The organism is uncultured Salinisphaera sp., from assembly GCF_964012375.1.
Classification (GTDB): Bacteria; Pseudomonadota; Gammaproteobacteria; order Nevskiales; family Salinisphaeraceae; genus Salinisphaera.
In genome coordinates this window covers 1-18,423 of the sequence record NZ_CAXGSH010000002.1, presented here as the reverse complement: position 1 = coordinate 18,423, position 18,423 = coordinate 1, and the positions used below count along the sequence as shown (strand labels likewise).

Annotated in this window: 14 protein-coding genes; 6 read left to right on the top strand and 8 right to left on the bottom strand. The window is 65.0% G+C overall.

Annotated elements, in window-relative coordinates; all coding sequences use genetic code 11:
* Window positions 1-81 precede the first annotated feature (81 nt).
* From trpC to trpE, 4 genes are read right to left on the bottom strand one after another with little or no spacing between them, the layout of a single operon-like run.
* Window positions 82-888: an indole-3-glycerol phosphate synthase TrpC gene (trpC, locus tag ABNU97_RS00585; RefSeq protein WP_348764806.1), complete on the bottom strand. Its 807-nt coding sequence runs from the start codon at window positions 886-888 to the stop codon at window positions 82-84.
* Window positions 885-1,937, bottom strand: coding sequence for an anthranilate phosphoribosyltransferase (gene trpD, locus ABNU97_RS00580; RefSeq protein WP_348764805.1), 1,053 nt, complete (start codon window positions 1,935-1,937; stop codon window positions 885-887). The genes trpC and trpD overlap by 4 nt, the downstream gene beginning before the upstream one ends.
* Window positions 1,934-2,548, bottom strand: coding sequence for an aminodeoxychorismate/anthranilate synthase component II (locus ABNU97_RS00575; protein WP_348764804.1), 615 nt, complete (start codon window positions 2,546-2,548; stop codon window positions 1,934-1,936). Before ABNU97_RS00575 ends, trpD begins: the two co-directional genes overlap by 4 nt.
* Complete coding sequence (gene trpE, locus ABNU97_RS00570; RefSeq protein ID WP_348764803.1) at window positions 2,545-4,092, bottom strand: anthranilate synthase component I; 1,548 nt, start codon at window positions 4,090-4,092, stop codon at window positions 2,545-2,547. Before trpE ends, ABNU97_RS00575 begins: the two co-directional genes overlap by 4 nt.
* Before the next feature lie 748 nt (window positions 4,093-4,840).
* Between trpE and ABNU97_RS00565 the strand changes: the two genes are divergently transcribed.
* On the top strand, window positions 4,841-5,878 hold the full coding sequence (locus ABNU97_RS00565) for an OmpW family outer membrane protein (RefSeq protein ID WP_348764802.1): 1,038 nt from the start codon (window positions 4,841-4,843) through the stop codon (window positions 5,876-5,878).
* Between the two features lie 66 nt (window positions 5,879-5,944).
* On the opposite strand, the gene rpe is transcribed toward ABNU97_RS00565, so the two are convergent.
* On the bottom strand, window positions 5,945-6,631 hold the full coding sequence (gene rpe, locus ABNU97_RS00560) for a ribulose-phosphate 3-epimerase (RefSeq protein WP_348764801.1): 687 nt from the start codon (window positions 6,629-6,631) through the stop codon (window positions 5,945-5,947).
* Window positions 6,632-6,702: 71 nt separating this feature from the next.
* Here rpe and ABNU97_RS00555 point away from each other — a divergent pair, with 71 nt between their 5' ends.
* Together ABNU97_RS00555 and ABNU97_RS00550 are read left to right on the top strand one after the other, a co-directional pair.
* Complete coding sequence (locus ABNU97_RS00555; protein ID WP_293624496.1) at window positions 6,703-7,158, top strand: CopD family protein; 456 nt, start codon at window positions 6,703-6,705, stop codon at window positions 7,156-7,158.
* 72 nt (window positions 7,159-7,230) lie between these two features.
* Window positions 7,231-8,118, top strand: coding sequence for a phosphoribosylaminoimidazolesuccinocarboxamide synthase (locus tag ABNU97_RS00550; RefSeq protein WP_348764800.1), 888 nt, complete (start codon window positions 7,231-7,233; stop codon window positions 8,116-8,118).
* A gap of 510 nt (window positions 8,119-8,628) precedes the next feature.
* On the opposite strand, the gene ABNU97_RS00545 is transcribed toward ABNU97_RS00550, so the two are convergent.
* A complete protein-coding gene (locus ABNU97_RS00545; RefSeq protein WP_348764799.1) occupies window positions 8,629-9,417 on the bottom strand; it encodes an alpha/beta fold hydrolase in 789 nt (262 codons plus the stop codon).
* Window positions 9,418-9,758: 341 nt separating this feature from the next.
* On the opposite strand from ABNU97_RS00545, the gene ABNU97_RS00540 reads away from it, so the two are divergent.
* From ABNU97_RS00540 to ABNU97_RS00530, 3 genes are read left to right on the top strand one after another with little or no spacing between them, the layout of a single operon-like run.
* Window positions 9,759-10,859 carry an efflux RND transporter periplasmic adaptor subunit gene (locus ABNU97_RS00540; RefSeq protein WP_348764798.1) on the top strand — a complete coding sequence of 367 codons (1,101 nt, stop codon included), beginning with the start codon at window positions 9,759-9,761 and terminating at the stop codon, window positions 10,857-10,859.
* Window positions 10,852-15,690: an efflux RND transporter permease subunit gene (locus ABNU97_RS00535; RefSeq protein ID WP_348764797.1), complete on the top strand. Its 4,839-nt coding sequence runs from the start codon at window positions 10,852-10,854 to the stop codon at window positions 15,688-15,690. The genes ABNU97_RS00540 and ABNU97_RS00535 overlap by 8 nt, the downstream gene beginning before the upstream one ends.
* Window positions 15,691-15,732: 42 nt before the next feature.
* On the top strand, window positions 15,733-16,971 hold the full coding sequence (locus ABNU97_RS00530; protein WP_348764796.1) for a hypothetical protein: 1,239 nt from the start codon (window positions 15,733-15,735) through the stop codon (window positions 16,969-16,971).
* Here the strand turns inward: ABNU97_RS00530 and ABNU97_RS00525 are convergent, their stop codons facing one another.
* Complete coding sequence (locus tag ABNU97_RS00525; RefSeq protein ID WP_348764795.1) at window positions 16,972-17,625, bottom strand: ankyrin repeat domain-containing protein; 654 nt, start codon at window positions 17,623-17,625, stop codon at window positions 16,972-16,974.
* A gap of 51 nt (window positions 17,626-17,676) precedes the next feature.
* A partial coding sequence (gene prpB / locus ABNU97_RS00520) for a methylisocitrate lyase (RefSeq protein WP_348764794.1) occupies window positions 17,677-18,423 on the bottom strand: 747 nt, incomplete at its 5' end.

The following is an 18,423-nucleotide window of genomic DNA, read 5'->3' as shown; positions in this document are numbered from 1 at the left end:
AGATCGTGATGGTCGATACGGTGGCCCGACGATGGGGCCGGTTGCGGTCAAAAAAAGTGCTGGCCGCCGTGTCGTAACGCGCTATCCCGCAGGATCGAGCAAGGTTGCCAGCGCGGCGCCGGGGTCGGGTTCGCGCATGAAGGATTCGCCGATCAGGAAGGCGCCGAAGCCCACGTCGGCCAGACGCGCCAGATCGGCCGGCGTATGAATGCCGCTTTCGCTGACCACCAGCCGGTCGGCGGGGATGGTGTCGCGTAGATCGATGCTGGTATCGAGGGTGGTCTCGAAGGTGTGCAGATCGCGGTTGTTGATGCCCAGAATCGTGCGTTCCGGCAACTCCAGCGCGCGTTCGAGTTCTTCGCTGTCGTGCACTTCGGCGAGTACGTCCATGCCCAGCTCGAAGGCGCGCTCGGCCAGTTCTGTCATGAGCTCGGTCGTCAGGGCCGCGGCGATCAGCAGGATGCAGTCCGCGCCCATGGCACGGGCCTGATCGACCTGGATGGCATCGATCATGAAATCCTTGCGCAGCACCGGCAGGTCGCAGGCCTGGCGGGCCAGGGCCAGAAAGTCGTTATCGCCCTGAAAGAAATCGTGATCGGTAAGTACCGACAGGCAGGCCGCGCCGCCGGCGGCGTAGCGCTCGGCCAGCCAGGCAACGTCGAAATCCTCGCGGATCAACCCCTTGCTGGGGGAGGCCTTCTTGATTTCGGCAATCACGGCCTGCGGTGCCTTGGCGCGCAGCGCGTCGGCAAAGCCGCGCGGGGCGAAGGCACGCGCGACCGCGGCATCGAGTTCGGCGCGCGAGGTCTGGGCACGAAACGCCGCGATCTCTTCGACCTTGCGGGCCAGGATGCGATCGAGAATGGTATCGGTGGTACGAATGCTCATGCGTTCACCATGCCGGCGCGGCCGGTCATCGTTTGTGTGAGTTCGCACAGCGCGGCCATGCGTTCGCCGGCCGCGCCGCTGAGCAGCACGTCGCGTGCCTTGGCCACGCCCGCTGCGATATCCGGCGCGTTACCGGATACATACAGGGCCGCACCCGCGTTGAAGGCGACCATGTCCAGGGCCAGCCCGGCCTTGCCGGCAAGCACGTCGCGCACGATATCCAGGCTTTCAGCCGCGGACTTCACCCGCAGCGCATCCAGCGAGCCGCGTTCGAGGCCGACGTCCTCGGGCGCGATCTTGTAGGTGGAGATCTTGCCGTCCTTCAACTCGGCGACCCGGCTGGGTGCGTTGATCGAGAGTTCGTCGAGGCCGTCCTCGCCGTGCACGATCATGACGTGACGGCTGCCCAGACGCTGCAGCACCTCGGCCAGCGGCTCGCACAGATGGCCGTTGAATACGCCCATCACCTGATTGCGGGCGCCGGCCGGGTTGGTGAGCGGACCGATGATATTGAAGATCGTGCGTACGCCCAGTTCGCGACGCGGGCCGACCGCGTATTTCATGGCGCCGTGGTGGGCCGGGGCGAACATGAAACCTACCCCCAGCCGACGAATGCATTCGGCCACCTGCTCGGGCGAGGTATCGAGAGCCACGCCGGCCGCTTCGAGCAGGTCGGAGCTGCCGGACGAACTGGATACCGAGCGATTGCCGTGCTTGGCCACATGACCGCCTGCAGCAGCCACCGCGAACGCTGCCGCCGTGGATACGTTGAACAGGCCGGCCGCGTCGCCGCCGGTGCCACAGGTATCGACCAGCTGATCGGCCAGGTTGGCATCGACGGGCACATCGGTGGCCAGCTCACGCATGACCGCCGTCGCGGCGGCGATTTCCGGCACCGTTTCGCCTTTCATGCGCATGGCGATCAGAAAGCCGCCGATCTGTGCTTCGGTGGCCTGGCCAGTCATGATCGCGGTCATCGCCTGGTGCATGCGCTCGGCCGAGAGGTCGCGGCCGGCGACGATGTGGTTCATCAGTTCTTTATCAATCACTGCGTATCTCCCGTGCCCGGGCGGCCTTCGCCGCAGCGCTTGAGGAAGGTGCGCAGCATTTCATGGCCGTGTTCGGACAGAATCGATTCCGGATGGAACTGCACGCCCTCGGCGCCGGTGGGCGTATGAATCAGGCCCATGATTTCGTCCATCTCGCCGTCTTCGGTCTCGGTCCAGGCGGTGATCTCGAAGTCGTCCGGCAGGCCGTCGCGGGCAACGATAAGCGAGTGATAGCGCGTCGCGGTCAGCGGGTCGGCAAGATTTTCGAACACGCCGCGCCCGGTATGGCGAATCACCGAGGTCTTGCCGTGCATGACCTGGCGGGCGCGGGTGACCTGGCCGCCGTAGGCCTGGCCCAGCGCCTGATGGCCGAGACACACGCCGAAGATCGGCAGCCGATGTGCCAGGCGCTGAATCAGCTCGACCGACACGCCGGCTTCGTCCGGCGTGCAGGGCCCGGGCGAAACGACGATGCCGGCCGGCTTGAGTTCTTCGATATCTTCGACCGTGACCTGATCGTTACGCACCACATGCACTTCGGCGTCGAGTTCGCCGAGGTATTGCACCAGGTTGTAGGTAAACGAGTCGTAGTTGTCGAGCATCAGAATCATGCGTCACCCCCGTTGCGCGGTGTACTGGCCTGCGCACGCGTGCTCAGCCCGCGCTCGGCGATGGCTGCGGCTTTCATGACCGCCTTGGCCTTGTTCATGGTTTCTTCCCATTCGGCGGTCGGCTGTGAATCGGCCACGATGCCACCGCCGGCCTGGACATGAATTTCGCCGTCCTTGAGTACGGCCGTACGAATCGCAATCGCCAGATCCATGCTGCCATTGCCGGCCAGATAGCCCACAGCACCGCCATAGACACCGCGTTTGACCGGCTCGATTTCGTCGATGATTTCCATCGCCCGGATCTTGGGGGCGCCGGAGAGCGTGCCGGCGGGAAAGGCCGCGCGTAGCGCGTCCATGGGGGTGAGGTCGTCGCGCAGCTTGCCGGTCACGTTGGACACGATATGCATGACGTGCGAGTAGCGCTCGATGGCCATGCGTTCGGTCAGCTTCACGCTGCCCGGCTGCGATACCCGCCCGACATCGTTACGCCCGAGGTCGATGAGCATCAGATGCTCGGCGATCTCTTTCGGATCCTCGAGCAGATCCTCGGCCAGGGCTTCGTCTTCGCTTGCGGTAGCGCCGCGCTTGCGCGTGCCGGCGATCGGACGCACCGTGACTTCGCCGTCCATGGCCCGTACCAGAATCTCCGGCGAGGCCCCCACCACGTGGTGATCGCCGAAGTTGAAGTAGTACATATAGGGCGACGGGTTCAGGCTGCGCAACGCCCGATACAACGACATCGGCTCGGCGTTGAACGGCGCCGACAGGCGCTGGCTGGGCACCACCTGCATCACATCGCCGGCCTGGGTGTAGTCGCGAATACGCCGGACTGCGTCTTCATAGCCGGCCTGGGTCAGCCCGGACACGAAACGGCTGTCGTCGAGCAGTTCGGGCGCGGTTTCGCCGGCGTTCGCTCGGGTCGTGCTGGTGGTCAGCGGCTGTTCGAGACGGTCGAGCAGGGCATCGAGGCGCTCGGCCACGCGTTCCCGGTCGGCGGCGTCGCCCTCGACATGGTGGGCCACGCAGTAGAGCTTGCCCGACAGGTTGTCGAAAATTACCAGCTCTTCGGCGATCAGCAGCAGGATATCCGGCAGATCGAGCGGGTCGTTCTTGCCGGCGCCGCCCGCGGCCAGACGCGGCTCGATATAACGAATCGTGTCGTAGCCGAAATAGCCGACCAGACCGCCGGTCAGGCGCGGCAGCTCGGGCAGGCGTGGCAGCGGCCGGGCATCGTTGAAGGCCTGGATCCAGGCCAGCGGATCGTCGGTCTCGATCTGTTCGAGAATCTCGTCGTCGCGTTCGTGAACCAGCGTATGGCCCCGTACGCGGATACGCTCGGCGCAGGGCAGGCCGATGATCGAATACCGGCCCCAGCGTTCGCCGCCCTGGACCGATTCCAGCAGGAACGAATAAGGCGCATCGGCCAGCTTCAGATAGGTCGAAAGCGGGGTGTCGAGATCGGCCAGCGCTTCGACCACCAGCGGCACGCGCGGGTGGTGGAGCGAATGGGTCGATTCGCGGTGGGAAGAAGACGAATTGTTCATGAAATCACTCGATCGAAAATCGCAAGAAGTGCGCGCTCGATTGGCCTGACGGCCGGTCGAAATACGCGCGAGGGCATGCCCGGGCTTTTCAGCCCCGCCAGTCGCCTTCTCGCCATCGCCAGGCCGCATCAAAGGCGCGGTTGGCGGTGTTTTTGAATCGATTCGATTTCATGTCGGTCTTGTCGTTCGGCTTGGGCACGTCGAGTGCCACTACGACCGCAATGCTGACTTATCTGGCCGGGCTTGCCAAGTCGGGCAGGCCGGGCACGGCAGAACAAACACGGGCGTGCCGAGTGCCGGCCGCGACGACGAGCGCGCCTGCGACGGCGTACGCGCGTCAGGCCCTGGGCAGGGCGTTTCACTTCGTCTCTGGCTAGTCGTACCGGGCGTTATATTCGAATCCTGCCTGAGCTGCGCTCAAGGTCGCTGTTTTGGCAGTGTTTTTGCGCGCAGCACCGGTGAGTCGCTCGGAAAAGAACGGGCATCGGAAAATTTTGATTCCGGCAATTCTGGGGTTAAAGCCAATATCCATGCGGATCTGGCCGCGCGAGCCTGTTTAGGCGCATGACGTTGAATTGTTTTTTTCAAAGCCGTGGTGATAGCTTTCCGCCGATCGGCGTATCGCCCGTCAAGAAAATAAATAGCGCGCAATCAGAAGGTTGGCCGCGTTTTTCGATGACGTGCAGTCGTGGGGGATAACAGGCAGCGAGGCGTGAGGCCGTGTACTCATACCCAGGAGGAGACTGTCATGCCTGTTATCAACGTTCGTCCCGCGCCGTGGGCGCTCGCCCTGTGCTTCGTGGCCATTGCATGGATGGGCCCTCAGCGCATCGCGCGGGCCAGCGATAACGAGGGTTTGCCTTCGCTTGGCCGCGACGAGGGCAGCGAGCCGTCGAACGACGGTTTTTACGATCGCTTCATTCAGGACAGGCTCTATCTCAAGCCGGCCGTGTCCTATCTGGATTTCAGCGCGCTGAAAAGCAGCGAGCTGACCCTGTCCGGCGTGGAGTTTCCGGCATCGCTTGCGGTGGACAACGGCCCGATCGCAGGTGCGAAGGCCACGATCGCCAATCAGGCGATCGCGACTATCGGCATTGGCTACAACATCCCGGGCACGGGCCGGCATCTGTCGCTGGAAACGATCATCGGCAAGCCGATCGATATCGATTTCGTTTCCCAGCCGGGCACGCTGCGCGATCGCTCGCTGGCGCCCACCGCGGATCTGGCCAATCTGGTAACCGGTGACAGCGTGCTTGAACAGGCGCTGGGCCAGACCCTCGGCGATCTCGGCTCGGCCGTGAATTCCGCCACCGGCCTGCTCGATACCGGCATCCCGCCGCTCGGTCAGGAGCTTGGCAGCGTCAAGAGCCTGCCGATCATGATGACGCTCACCTATCACCCCTTCCCGGATGCTTTCGTGCGCCCCTATGTCGGCGCGGGCGGGGTATATCTTTACAACTACGATGCCGAGATCAGCAACGACGTGCTTACCGAGGTCAGCGATCCCGGTTTCGACGTGTCGTCGACGCCCGGCTATATCCTGCAGGCGGGCGTGGACGTGGGTTCGCCCCAGGGCGGGTTCTTCGGCTTTGTCGACGCCCGCTATATCGGCGGCGCGACGGTGAAGGGCAGCTTGTCGGACGTGAACGTACGGCTCAACAACGCCGCCCTGGCCGACACTCTGGGCCTGCTCGGCTACGGCGAGGATATCGCGGTCGGCGATGCCGATATCGAGCTCGAAATCAACGCCATGATCTATAGCGCCGGCATCGGCTATCGGTTCTGATCACCCGCCGGGCAGCGCGACGCAGCAGCGAACGGGCGGGGCGATACGCGTATCGCCCCGCGTTGCTCAGCCGAGCTCGGCGCGCATGTCGGCAATGACTTTGGCGTAATCCGGCTGGCCGAAGATCGCCGAGCCGGCCACGAAGGTATCGGCGCCGGCCTCGGCCACGCGGGCGATGTTGTCGGTCTTGATGCCGCCGTCGACCTCCAGGCGGATATCCCGACCCGAGGCGTCGATGATTTCGCGCGCCTCGGCGATCTTGCCGATCGCCTCCTCGATGAACGCCTGGCCGCCAAAGCCGGGGTTCACCGACATGATCAGCACGATATCGACCTTGTCGAGCACGTATTTCAGCCACTCCAGCGGGGTGGCCGGATTGAACACCAGCCCCGTCTTGCAGCCGGCATCGCGGGCCAGCTGCAGACTGCGATCGACGTGTTCGCTGGCTTCCGGATGAAAGGTGATCGAGCTCGCGCCGGCCTCGGCAAAGGCGCTGATCATGGCATCGACGGGTTTGACCATCAGATGCACGTCGATCGGTACGTTCGGATGCCGGGCCTTGAGCCGCTTGGCGAGCGCCGCGCCCACCGGCGGGCCGAAGGTCAGGTTCGGCACGTAGTGGTTGTCCATCACATCGAAGTGAATCCAGTCGGCGCCGGCATCGATGACGGCTTCGCACTCATCGCCGAGGGCGGCCAGATCGGCCGCGAGAATCGAAGGGGCGATGATGGGCGCGCGCGAGGAACGGGGCATGGCTTAAAACCGTGGATCGAATAGCGGCGCTAGTTTACGCTTTGCCGATTGTCTATGTCAGTCGAGCTTGAATGAGCGTTCTTTTATCGTTGCATGCCCTCGCTGCCGTGATCTGGGTGGGCGGCCTGTTCTTTCTGGTCGGCATCCTGCGCCCGGCTGCCTCGTCGGTGCCGCTGGCCGATCGCCTGCCGCTGCTGTCCACTGCGATGGGGCGTTTCTTTCTGTGGGTATGGATTGCCATCATCGTGCTGCTGGTCACCGGCAACACCATGATCTTCATGCTCGGGGGCATGGGCAGCGCACCGCTGTATATTCACCTGATGCAGCTACTCGGCTGGGCGATGTTTCTGTTGTTCGGGCATATGTTCTTTTCGCCCTGGCGGCGGGTGCGCGTGGCCCTGTCGGCCGGCGCGCTGGCGGACGCCAGCAGGGCCATGAGCCAGCTGCGCCTGTTTGCAGCGATCAATCTCGTGCTCGGTCTCGTGGTGGTGGTTATCGCCACGGGCGGACGTTACTGGCTGGCTTGATGACCGATCGGGGCGGCGGCGCTGCTAGAATCGCGTCCGTCATTCAGCGAACGCCGCAGCGGCCCTAGCCTCATGCCCGATACCTTATTCGAATCCGACCTGCACAGCGTACCGCTGCTTATGCGGGGCAAGGTGCGCGATGTCTATGCGGTGGGCGAGGATCATCTGCTGATCGTGGCCACGGATCGCCTGTCGGCTTTCGACGTGATCCTGCCCGATCCCATTCCCGGCAAGGGCGAAGTGCTCACGGCGGTATCGAATTTCTGGTTCGATCGTTTTGCCAATGATATCGCCAACCACCGTGCCGACATGTCCTTGGCCGAGGTGCTCACCGACGCCGAAATAGAGCAGGTCGGCTCCCGGGCAATGCTGGTCAAGCGTCTGAACGCGCTGCCGGTCGAAGCGGTGGCGCGCGGCTATATCATCGGGTCCGGCTGGAAGGACTATCAGGCCACCGGTGCGGTTTCGGGTATCGAGCTGCCGGCCGGGCTCGAGCAGGCCCAGGCGCTGCCCGAACCCATCTTCACCCCGTCCACCAAGGCCGAGGCGGGCGAGCACGACGAGGCCATCGACTTCGACGCGGTGGTGGCACTGATCGGCGCCGAGCGTGCGGCCGAGGTGCGCGACGCCACGTTGTCGATCTACCGGAATGCTGCGGCCTACGCACGCGAACGCGGCATCATCATCGCCGATACCAAGTTCGAATTCGGTCTCGATGCGGCCGGCGAACTGGTTTTGATCGACGAGGTGCTCACCCCGGACTCCTCGCGTTTCTGGCCGGTGTCGGACTATGCCGTCGGCATGAGCCCGCCAAGCTTCGACAAGCAGTACGTACGCGACTATCTGGAAACGCTCGACTGGAACAAGACGGCCCCCGGGCCGCGCCTGCCCCAGCAGATCATCGACAACACCGCGGCCAAGTATCGCGAAGCCTATACCCGGCTGACCGCCGCGGGCTGATTAAAGCGGCGGTCGTTGCGCGACCGCCGTTGTTGTCCTCGTGGTCGATGAAACCCGCCTGTGTTTAGCGCACGGCGGGTAATTTTTTCCCAACTAAGAAAAGAAATCTTGTCGAATTGAGGTCGATTCCGCTATTGTTCGCCGGGCCGGGGACAACGGTAGAAGCGCTGGCCCCGCTTGGGTTTTCGGGCACTTTGAAGGCCAGTTTTCATACTGCGCAATCAGTGTATTGCGAAGAAAGTCGGTAGTTGTACTGATTCTGCTGTGCTATCGGTTAGACGCCCTAGTGGGATTAAACCCGTCGAAGAAACGGGACAAGAACGAAAAACAATATTGGGTGCATCAGCGTGCGGAGGAGACGCGAAAATGGTGGCAGCGGTAGAACGCGGATTGCACTTGCAGGCGAAGCCTGCTGTGCCGCTGACCATGCGGGTTGGCTGTCGCCGCGTGCCGGTCTCCCCGAGCGTGTTGCCCGCCGGGCAGCCGGTCAACGAAGCGCCGGTGCCGATATCAGGCGAAACCCAGGTCCAGTTCTCGACGCAGTCGACCGGATACCCGAAACGGTTTCCAGGCCGGGCGCCGTGCCTGGGCAAGTCGGTCGGCTACGGCATAGACAACGGCAGGGTCGTAGCCGAGGCCGCAGTGACTGCTCGTGACTTCAATATTCTCGGCGATGGGGCCGGCGATTTCCTGACAGGACTGCCAGGGCACCACGCCGTCGCTGCGGCTGAATATGGACGTCGTCGGCACCGGCGGAGGCGCGACCATACGCGGGCTGGCGCGATCGTCGCCGCCGGGATAGTGGCCATGCAGGCGGCGATAGAGCCGGGCGATGTTCGAGCCGCTCGGTGCATGCGCGAACGGCGAGCCCATGGTGATCACGCAGCGCGTATCGGCGGCGTAGTCCTTGGCGAGCCGGCGTGCATATACGCCGCCCAGACTCCAGCCGATGAGGCTGATCGGCCCGCCGACGGTATCGCGCAGATGCTCATAGCGGTGCGCGGCGCCGGCATAGAGATGCCGGGCCCCGGAATTGGTCCCCTGGTCCCAGCCGAAGGCGCGATAGCCGATCTGGCCGAGCAGCCGGCGCAGCGGCCAGGTGGACCAGTCGCCGGCGCCGAGCCCCGGGAGTACGAGTACGACATCGCCTTCGCCCCGCGGCAGCGATTTGCGCAAGGAACCATGTGCGCGCATGAAGCGCGAAAGACTTGCCACGCTACGCAGCAGCTCGGTGCTCAACAACGCGTTGCTGGGCGGGGGCGGTTCGGGCGTGGCCTTGGAGGCGCTTATTTCTGTCATGACACGGTCTTCGGGCAAAGATAGGCGATGAATAATTTCATAATGCAACCAGGCGTCACGGGCGGCAACTGCGGGCAAGGCCGGGTCGGCATCCGCGCCGCCGTGGGCCTGTTTGTGCCCGATGCACGTCCGAGCAGGGCCGTGAATGCATTCAATCGGACTATCGGCAGTCTCTGTCGTAGCTTAAAGACCGTCTCTTGCCTGCGATGGTTCAATAACGAGCGTTTGCGCCGTGTCGCATTCCCGGCCTGCATGCCGGCGCTGGGTGTGGGCCAACGCGCCGGGTCTGGCTTGCCGGCTGCGCATATCCGCTACTCGTTACGGGCGGCGTGATGGCGCGGATGCGTATTTACCCGAGCGCCGTACAGGTCGGGGCAGCGGTGTTTGCGCTTGCCGTGTCGCTGCTGGGCGTGGGCTGTGGTTCCCATGCCGAAAACGCGCCGGCGGTGGTCGCCAAGGGCAAGCCGGTGCGCGTTGTCGAGGTCGAACCCAACGACGAGCCGCGTACGTTTGCCTTGTCGGGGGTGACCCGGGGTGGCAGCCGGGCCCGGCTGGCATTTCAGATCGGCGGGCGTATTTCGGATATCGAAGTTCAGGTCGGCAGCGCGGTCAAGAAAGGGGACGTGATCGCGCGGCTGCAACAGCCGGGGCTGGAACAGGGCGAGGATGCGGCGCGTTCCCAGGTGGCCCAGGCGCGGGCCCAGCGTGACCAGGCAGAACGCGATCTGGATCGCGCGCAAACGCTGTATTCGCGCGACGCCGCCACCCAGCAGACGCTGGAGAATGCCCGCGCCCGGGCCGAGGCGGCACGGGCGCAGTTACGCGGTGCCCAGGCCCAGCTCGAACAGGCCAGTCGCGGCGTGGCCCAGCAGACGCTGCGAGCGCCTATCGACGGCACGATCGAGATGGTGCTGTTCGAGCCGGGCGAGGTGGTGCCGCCGGGCCAGCCCATCGTGGGCCTGTCCGGGGCGCAGAAAATCGAGGTGGCGATCGGCATTCCCGAACGCCTGCTCGCCTCCGTGGAAACCGGACAGCCGGCCCAGCTCACCCTGCCGTTGTTCGACAATCGCAAGATTACCGGCACCCTGACCGCCGTCTCCCATGCGGCCGGCGGGCCGGGGCGGTTGTTCGAGGCCGTCATCGGTATCGACAAGTCGGCCGATATCGTGCCGGGCATGAGCGTGGTCTGGCACGTATCGGTGCCGCCCAAGCCCGGCGTGCTGGTGCCGCCGGATGCCATCGCCCGCCCCGGCGGTATCGACCAGACGTTCGTTTACCGGGCCGTGGACGGTCGTGCCCACGCCGTGCCGGTAGAAACCTTCGAGATCGTGGATCGCAAAGTGCTGGTTCGCGGCGAGCTCAACGCCGGCGACCGCGTGGTGGTTGAAGGCCTCGATAACCTCGCGGATCAGGCCCGTATCCGGGTGCTTGGCGGTGACTGACTGGCCTTATCGCATTCTGACCAATGCGCGCCTGATCGCAGCGCTTGTGGGGGTGCTGGTGATCGCCGGCATGGTCAGCTTCTATACGATGGACCGCCAGGAGAACCCCTCCTTTCCCTATCGCGGCGCGATCGTGATCATTCCGTTTCCCGGCGCCAGCGCCGAGCGGGTCGAGCGGCTGGTGATCGAGCCGGCGGAAACGCAGATCAACGAGATCGACGAGATCTATACGCTGGGCGCTATCGCCCAGCAGGATGTCGGCGTCTTCTCGATCGAGCTGCGCGGCGACGTCTACAACACCGCAGAAGTCTGGGATCGCCTGCGGGTGGCACTGAAAAACGCCCAGCGAGATTTCCCGGATGGCGTGCTGGAGCCGCGCGTCAACGACCGCATCATCGATTCGAGCCTGATGATGTTGGCGGTGACCGGCGATGCCTCGCCCATGGAGCTCGCCGAGGGCGCCCGAACCCTGCGCAAGGCGCTGCTGGACGTGGACGGGGTGGCCTCGACCTCGCTCTATGGCGACCCCGGTCGCCAGGTCACGGTCGCCATCGAAGATGCGGTGATCGATCGCTATGCGCTATCGCTGGCCCGCATCGCGCGCGATATCAACGAAAGCAATCAGGTCAAGGGCGGTGGCTCGCTGCGTCTGGGCGATGCCTCCATCAATCTCAATCCGCAGGTCGATTTTCAAAGCATCGAAGAGATCGGCGAAACGCCCATTCGCATGGTCTCAGGGCAGACGCTGCCGCTGGCCTCGATCGCCGACGTGTCGCTCATGCCCGAGTCGCCGCCGCGCGACGAGTTCTGGTACAACGGCCGGCGCGCGGTGGGCGTCGAGGTGGTGGCCGCACGCGGCCAGAACCAGGTCGAGCTGGGCCAGCGGCTGCGCGCGGCCGCTGCCGAGGTGGGCAAACGCATCGCGCCGCTCGAGATCGGCGAAGTGTTCTATCAGCCGGCGCTCACCCAGGATCGCCTGCATAACCTCTCGCTCAATCTGCTGAGCTCGATCGCCGCGGTGATGGCGGTGCTGGTGTGCTTCATGGGCTGGCGCATGGGGCTGGTGGTGGCCACGCTGTTGCCGCTGGTCACGTTTTCGGCGCTGGCGGTGTATGCCATGGGCGGCGGCGTGCTGCATCAGGTCGCGGTTATCGGGCTGGTCGTGGCGCTCGGCGTGCTCGTGGATAATGCCATCGTGATGACCGAAGAGGTCCAGTACGGGCTCAACGCCGGTCAGGGTCCGCAGCAGGCCGCGGCTGCCGCCATTCGCTCGCTTGCCGGGCCGTTGTTCGCGGCCACCGGCACCACGGTGGCTGCCTTCGTGCCGGTGCTGCTCGCCAAGGGCAATACCACCGACTTCGTGCGGGCGTTGCCGATCACCATCATCGTATCGCTGTCGGCGAGCTATCTGTTCGCGATCACGGTCACGCCGCTGATCGCCCATCGTTTTCTCAAGCCCATGGCCAGCCAGGGGCGGGATCGGCTCAACGCGCTGGGCGAGTGGCTGGCCCGGCTTACCCTGGGCCGGCCGCGCACGCTGATGCTGGCCAGCGTGGGCGCGTTCCTGCTGGCGATGGCGCTGGAGCCGTTTCTGGGCGAAACCTTCTTCCCCGAGGCCGACCAGAACATCGTGGTGGTCGATGTCGTGCTTCCGGACGGGGTGCATCAGTCCAGCACGGCCGCCGCGGCGCGTCAGGTCAACGATGTGTTGATAACCCACGAAGGCGTCGAGGCGCTCTACAGCTTCGTGGGCACGGGCGGTCCGCCGTTCTACTACAACCTGCAGAAAACCCCGCGCGCGCCGAACCTGGCGCGGCTGGTGGTGCGTACTGACGGTCTCGCACGCAATCAGGAGCTCATCGAGTTTCTCGACGACTACAAGAAGACCCACCTGCCCAGCGCCCAGATCATCGCGCGCAAGCTCAGCCAGGGGCCGCTGGTGACCGCGCCGCTGGAAGTCGAGATCTATGCCGATACCCCGGCCGAACGTCTGGCGGCGACCAACAAGATCTACGACGTGCTGCGCGAGCTGCCCGGTACGCGCAACGTGCGTCATACCCTGGGCAGCGGCGTGCCAAGCCTGGATTTCGATATCAACAGCGCGATCGCGCGGGATTTCAAGGTCTCGCCCGTGGACGTGGCCAATTCGATTCGCAGCCACAGCGACGGCTTGATCGTGGGCGAATATCGCGGCGATGACAGCCCCATGTTCATCCGCCTGCGCTCGCCGGAGGGCGAGCTGTCGGACCCGGCCGCGCTGGAAACGGTCAACGTCTACAACGAGCGCGGCGAGCACGTGCCGCTGATGCAGGTGGCCACGCCCCGGCTCGAAGTCGCCCCCGGCGCGATCCGGCGCAAGGACGGCGCCCGCTATGCTGCCGTCTATGGCGAGCTGGAAGAGGGCGTGGCCTACAGCTCGGTGATTGGTCCGTGGAAGGAAAAAGTCGCCGCGCTGGATCTGCCCGAAAGCACGCGCCTGGTGTGGCGGGGTTTCGCGGCCACCTCGGGCGACGCCAACGCGGCGTTGCTGGGTATGGCCCCGCTGGGCATCGGCCTGCTGCTGCTGTTTCTGCTGCTGCAGTTCAACTCCTTCGTGCGTATTGGCCTGGTGCTGCTGACCGTGCCGTTTGCGATCGTCGGCGTGATCCCGGGGCTGCTGCTGCTCGATATTCCCTTCGGCTTCATGCCCATGCTGGGCCTGTTCGCGTTGGTGGGCATCGTGGTGAACAACGCCATCGTGCTGATCGACGTCATCGACCAGCGGCTGGGCGAGGGCGCATCGCTCGCCGAGGCGGTGGCCGACGCGGTCGAGAGGCGCACCCGCCCGATCGTGCTGACCACGGCCACCACCATCGTCGGCCTGCTGCCGCTGGCTTTTTCCAGCGCCACGCTCTGGCCCCCGCTGGCCTGGTCGATCATCTCCGGGTTGCTTGCCTCGACGGTGCTTACCCTCATGGCGCTGCCGGCGTTCTGTCAGACGGTGCTGGCCTGGCGCCTGCGCCGGCCGGGGCCGACCGCGAACGTCGTGCTGGTCGCTGCGCTCACGCTGGGCCTGGCGAGTATGAGCGTGGCCCCGCCGGCGAATGCCCAGGATACGGGCGAGTCGAATGCGGCCACGGCGACGGTGGATTTCGCCTCCAGCCTGCGTCGTGCGGCCGCGCGCGCGAGCGTGCGTGCCGATAGCTACGACGCCGAGGCGGCCCGCCATGCCGCGGATGCCCTGCGCCGGATTTCGCGTTATCCCACGCTGAGCGTGAACGGCTACTACTCGCGCAGCGAAGACGAACCCCGCTACACGCTCGGCGGCGAAGACGGCGATCTGAACGACGTGGTGCTGAATACGCCGGCAGGCGACATACCGGCGTCGGTGGTCGGCGACGGCTATTCGGTGACCGTGCGCGGCGAACGCGAACAGCGCGGGGCGACCGTGTCGCTGCGCCAGCCGCTGTTCAATCTTGCCACCCAACGCTATTTGTCCGGGGCAGCCGAGGATCGTGTCTCGGCCGCGGAATGGGTGGCACAGCGCAGCCGTATCGAGAGCATGGTCGATGCCGCCAATGCCTATATCGACGTGCTCTCGGCCGAGGCTCAGCTTACGGCGGCCCGATCCCTGGTCAACAATCTCGAAAGCCGCAATGCGCAGGTGCAGGCCCTGCGCGATACCGGCAACGCCCTGAAAAGCGAAGCCCTGAGCGTGCGCTATGCCCTGAGCGAGGCACGCCAGCGGCTGGGCGAATTCGACAGCCAGGTATCGTTGGCGCAGGCCAATCTTGCACGCACGATCGGCGCCGAGCGCCCGGTGCGTGCGCGGCCTCTGAATTTCGAGCCGCCTGCGCTGACCGGTAGCGTCGACGCCCTGGTCGATCGCGCGCTCGCGCAGCGCCAGGACCTGGCCGCCCTGCAGGCCGGCATCGAAAGCGCACGCCAGAACAGCCAGGCGGTATCCGCAGCCCGTCTGCCCACCCTCGATGCCGTGGCCAGCTCCACCTACGCCGACGGCGACCCGGCCCTGCCCGACAACGACAACCGGGTGTCGCTGCAGGTGAGCTGGACGCCCTTTGCCGGCGGCGCGATAAGCGCGCGCAAGGCCCAGGCCGAAGCCGAGCGCAACAAGCTGCTGGCCCAACTCGACGATGCCCGAACCGGCATCGCGCTCGAGGTGAGAAAAGCGGTGGCCGACTACCGCAACGCCCAGTCTCGCTATCGCACCGCGCGGCTGGGACTGGACAGCGCCCAGGCGACCCGCCGCACGCGCGCCGCCCAATGGGACGTCGGCGAGCTGGGCATTCAGGAACTGCTGGAAGCCGAATCGGACGTGGCCCGTAAACGCGCCGAGTACGACGTGGCCGGCTATCGCCGCGTGTCAGCCTGGGTCGCTCTGCAAAGCGTACTGGGTGCGGGCGATCGTCTCTACGATCTGCCGGCTGGCGTTGGACAGGCCACCGACGATGCCGCGCGATACGCGGGCGCGGCTGATTTGCGCGAACCGGTATCAACGGCAAGCGTCGGCGGCGCCATGCCATCGGCCACGCGATCAAGCCCGGTCGACAAGGCACGCCCCACGCGCCCGGTGGCCGACAGCACGGCCGACGATCTTCGCGCGGCGACGCAGGCGAGGGTGCCCGTGCGGGACGGCTCGTTCGGGCGCCTCGCGCGCTTCAAACCGATCGAGTGGCGTGCTGCCTACTTCACGCCGGTTGGCCGGACGTCGGTATCGCAGCTCAACTCGCAAAACATCGGACTCGGCCGGCTCCGGCTGAGCCAGTGGCAACCGCCGGCGGCCGCAGACGACGCGGCCGAAACGACAATAACCGAAACCGACTCGGCCTAGCTTTTGCGCTCTATCAAGACCTGGTGCAACAGGAGGAATACCATGACCACAAAGCAGACCCAAACCATACTTCTAACCGGTGGACGCGCCCCGGCCGCGCTGGAACTTGCCCGTATATTCTCGCGCCGCGGGGCCCGCGTGGTGGCCGTGGACAGCTGCGGCCCGTTCATCTGCGAGCATTCGCGCCATATCTCGGCGTCGCTGAGGGTGCCGTCGCCGCGCTTCGAGCCGGAAAAATATGCCAGCGCGGTGCTGGGCTTCATCCGCGAACAGAAAGTCGATCTGGTGGTGCCCTGTACCGAGGAAACGTTCTACCTCGCCCAGATGCGCGACCAGTTCATCGGCGACTGCGAACTGTTGTGCGAGCCGATCGACACGCTGCGTCGGCTTCACCACAAGGGCGATTTCATGCAGTGGGCCGACAGCCTGGGCATGCGTACGCCGAAAACGCAGGTGTTCAGCAAGGAACAGAATATTGCCGATAAGTTCGAAAGCGTGAAGGCGCAGCTGAACTCGGGCCAGCCGTTCGTGCTCAAGCCGGCGTTCACCCGCTTTGCCAACGAAGTGATCATCAGCTCCAGCGGCCGCTACGAGCCGTTCGATATCAAGGCCTTTGCCGGCGGTCGCGATCTCGTCTATCAGCAGTTCCTGCCAGGGCGCCAGATCAACACCTTTGCGCTGGCGCACGAAGGCAAGCTGTTGTTCAACGTCGCCTATCACGGCGACTGGACGGCCGGTAAAGGCGCATCAATTCATTTCGCGCCGGTTGACCATGCCGGCTGTCGTGAATGGATCGAGACCTTCGTGGCCAAGACGAACTTCAGCGGCCAGATCTCCTTCGACTTCATCCAGGAAGCGCGAACCGGGCAGGTACGGCCGATCGAGTGCAACCCGCGGGTGACCTCAGGCGTGCATCTGCTGGCCGAAATCCCCGAAGTCTACGACGCCTATGTGCACAAGACGCCGGTGGATCTGTCGTTTGATCGGCTCAAGGCGGCCCAGGTGCGCCTGGCGATGGTGACCTTCGGCATCCTGCCCAATCTGCGCAAGCCACGGAAACTCGCCAAGTTCGCCTGGCAATTCGCGAGTGCCCGCGACGTGGTGCTCGACACCTCCGACCCGCGGCCGTTCTTCTATCAGTTCTATATTTACCAGCACTTCATGCGTCGGGCGCTGCTCAAGCGCGTGCCGCTGCAGCATGTGGCGATCGAGGACATGGTCTGGAACGACGACGTGCTGTGCATGCAGCCGGTCACGGAGCTCGAAGCGCGCGGCGCGTGATCAGGCCGCGTCGTTGTCTTGCGTGGCGTTGGCGCTGGAGGAATCGTTGGCGCTGGCCTGACGGGTGAGTTCGCTGTCTAGAATGCCGATGATGCCGTTGCGATCGATGCGCTGGTCCTTGAGGGCCAGAAAATAGGCATAGCCCATCGCGCGGGTGTCGTTCTTGCCCGCGCGCTGTTCCAGGTCGGCGCCGTGGTCGATCATGAAGCGCAGCATCTTCGGGTCGTTGCGCTGTATGGCGTAGAACAGCCCGGTGAGCTTCTCGCCACCTTCACGCGGGTCGGCCGCGTCGATATCCAGGCCGTGGGCCAGGTAGAAATCGGCACAGCCGTAGGGGTCTTCGAGGCGGGCCTCGCGTTCGAAGATATAGACCAGGCCGCCGGCCTCGCGCAGGTCGGGCACGTCGGCCTCGCGTTCGGCGACCTGGTCGAAATCCCGCTCACAGAAACCGGGCGGCTCGGCAGGGACCTGTGTCGTTGCGTCGTCCGTGGCCTCGGCCGGGCCGGCGTCGTTGGTGGCCAGCGCGGGCTGGTCGCGCTGGATCTCGGTTCGATCGGCATCGGGCGTGATATAGCCCGGCCCGCCGGCCAGCCAGAAGATCACCAGGCCGAGAAAGATCGCAACGATAACCGTAATGAAGAAGATAGGTTTCATGGGCGGTTCCTGGTGGGCGAATGGGCGGTTGCAGGGGCGGGCCGGTGGTGCTTATCGATCCTTGTTGTCGCCGAACAGGGCGTCGAGCTTGTCTTCATATTCGTGATAGCCCAGATGTTCGTAGAGTTCGCTGCGGGTCTGCATACGATCGACCACGTTCTTCTGGGTGCCGTCGGCGCGAATCGCGCCGTAGACGTCGAGCGCGGCGTTGGCCATGGCCCGCGAGGCGGACAACGGATACAGCACCATGCCCACGCCCTGATCGGCCAGCTCGGTGGTGGTATAGAGCTCGGTCTGGCCGAATTCGGTGATATTGGCCAGTACCGGCACGCCCAGCTCGGTGAAGCGCTTGTACATTTCCAGGTCGGTCATCGCCTCGGCGAAGATGAAGTCGGCGCCGGCTTCCACGCAGGCCGCGGCGCGTTCGACGGCCGAGTCCAGGCCCTCGACGGCCAGCGCATCGGTGCGCGCCATGATCAGCATCTCGTCGCGGGCGTCTGCGGCTGCGGTCACGCGCTCGGCCATTTCCTCCTTGGATACGATCGCCTTGCCCGGGCGATGGCCACAGCGCTTGGCCGCCACCTGATCCTCGATATGCACGCAGGCGGCGCCGGCCTTCTCGAACAGCTTGACCGTACGTCCGATGTTGAAGGCGCTGCCCCAACCGGTATCGATATCCACCAGCAGCGGCACGTCGGTGGCATAGGTGATCCGGCGTACGTCTTCGAGCACGTCGTTCATGGTGGTCATGCCCAGATCGGGCAGGCCGTAGGACCAGTTGGCCACGCCGCCGCCGGA

Bases quoted from the DNA above. Each gene is read 5' to 3' on its own strand.
- trpC (WP_348764806.1), bottom strand. From the start codon at position 888: ATGAGCATTCGTACCACCGATACCATTCTCGATCGCATCCTGGCCCGC.
- ABNU97_RS00575 (WP_348764804.1), bottom strand. From the start codon at position 2,548: ATGATTCTGATGCTCGACAACTACGACTCGTTTACCTACAACCTGGTG.
- trpE (WP_348764803.1), bottom strand. From the start codon at position 4,092: ATGAACAATTCGTCTTCTTCCCACCGCGAATCGACCCATTCGCTCCAC.
- ABNU97_RS00565 (WP_348764802.1), top strand. From the start codon at position 4,841: ATGCCTGTTATCAACGTTCGTCCCGCGCCGTGGGCGCTCGCCCTGTGC.
- rpe (WP_348764801.1), bottom strand. From the start codon at position 6,631: ATGCCCCGTTCCTCGCGCGCGCCCATCATCGCCCCTTCGATTCTCGCG.
- ABNU97_RS00555 (WP_293624496.1), top strand. From the start codon at position 6,703: ATGAGCGTTCTTTTATCGTTGCATGCCCTCGCTGCCGTGATCTGGGTG.
- ABNU97_RS00550 (WP_348764800.1), top strand. From the start codon at position 7,231: ATGCCCGATACCTTATTCGAATCCGACCTGCACAGCGTACCGCTGCTT.
- ABNU97_RS00545 (WP_348764799.1), bottom strand. From the start codon at position 9,417: ATGACAGAAATAAGCGCCTCCAAGGCCACGCCCGAACCGCCCCCGCCC.
- ABNU97_RS00540 (WP_348764798.1), top strand. From the start codon at position 9,759: ATGCGTATTTACCCGAGCGCCGTACAGGTCGGGGCAGCGGTGTTTGCG.
- ABNU97_RS00530 (WP_348764796.1), top strand. From the start codon at position 15,733: ATGACCACAAAGCAGACCCAAACCATACTTCTAACCGGTGGACGCGCC.
- ABNU97_RS00525 (WP_348764795.1), bottom strand. From the start codon at position 17,625: ATGAAACCTATCTTCTTCATTACGGTTATCGTTGCGATCTTTCTCGGC.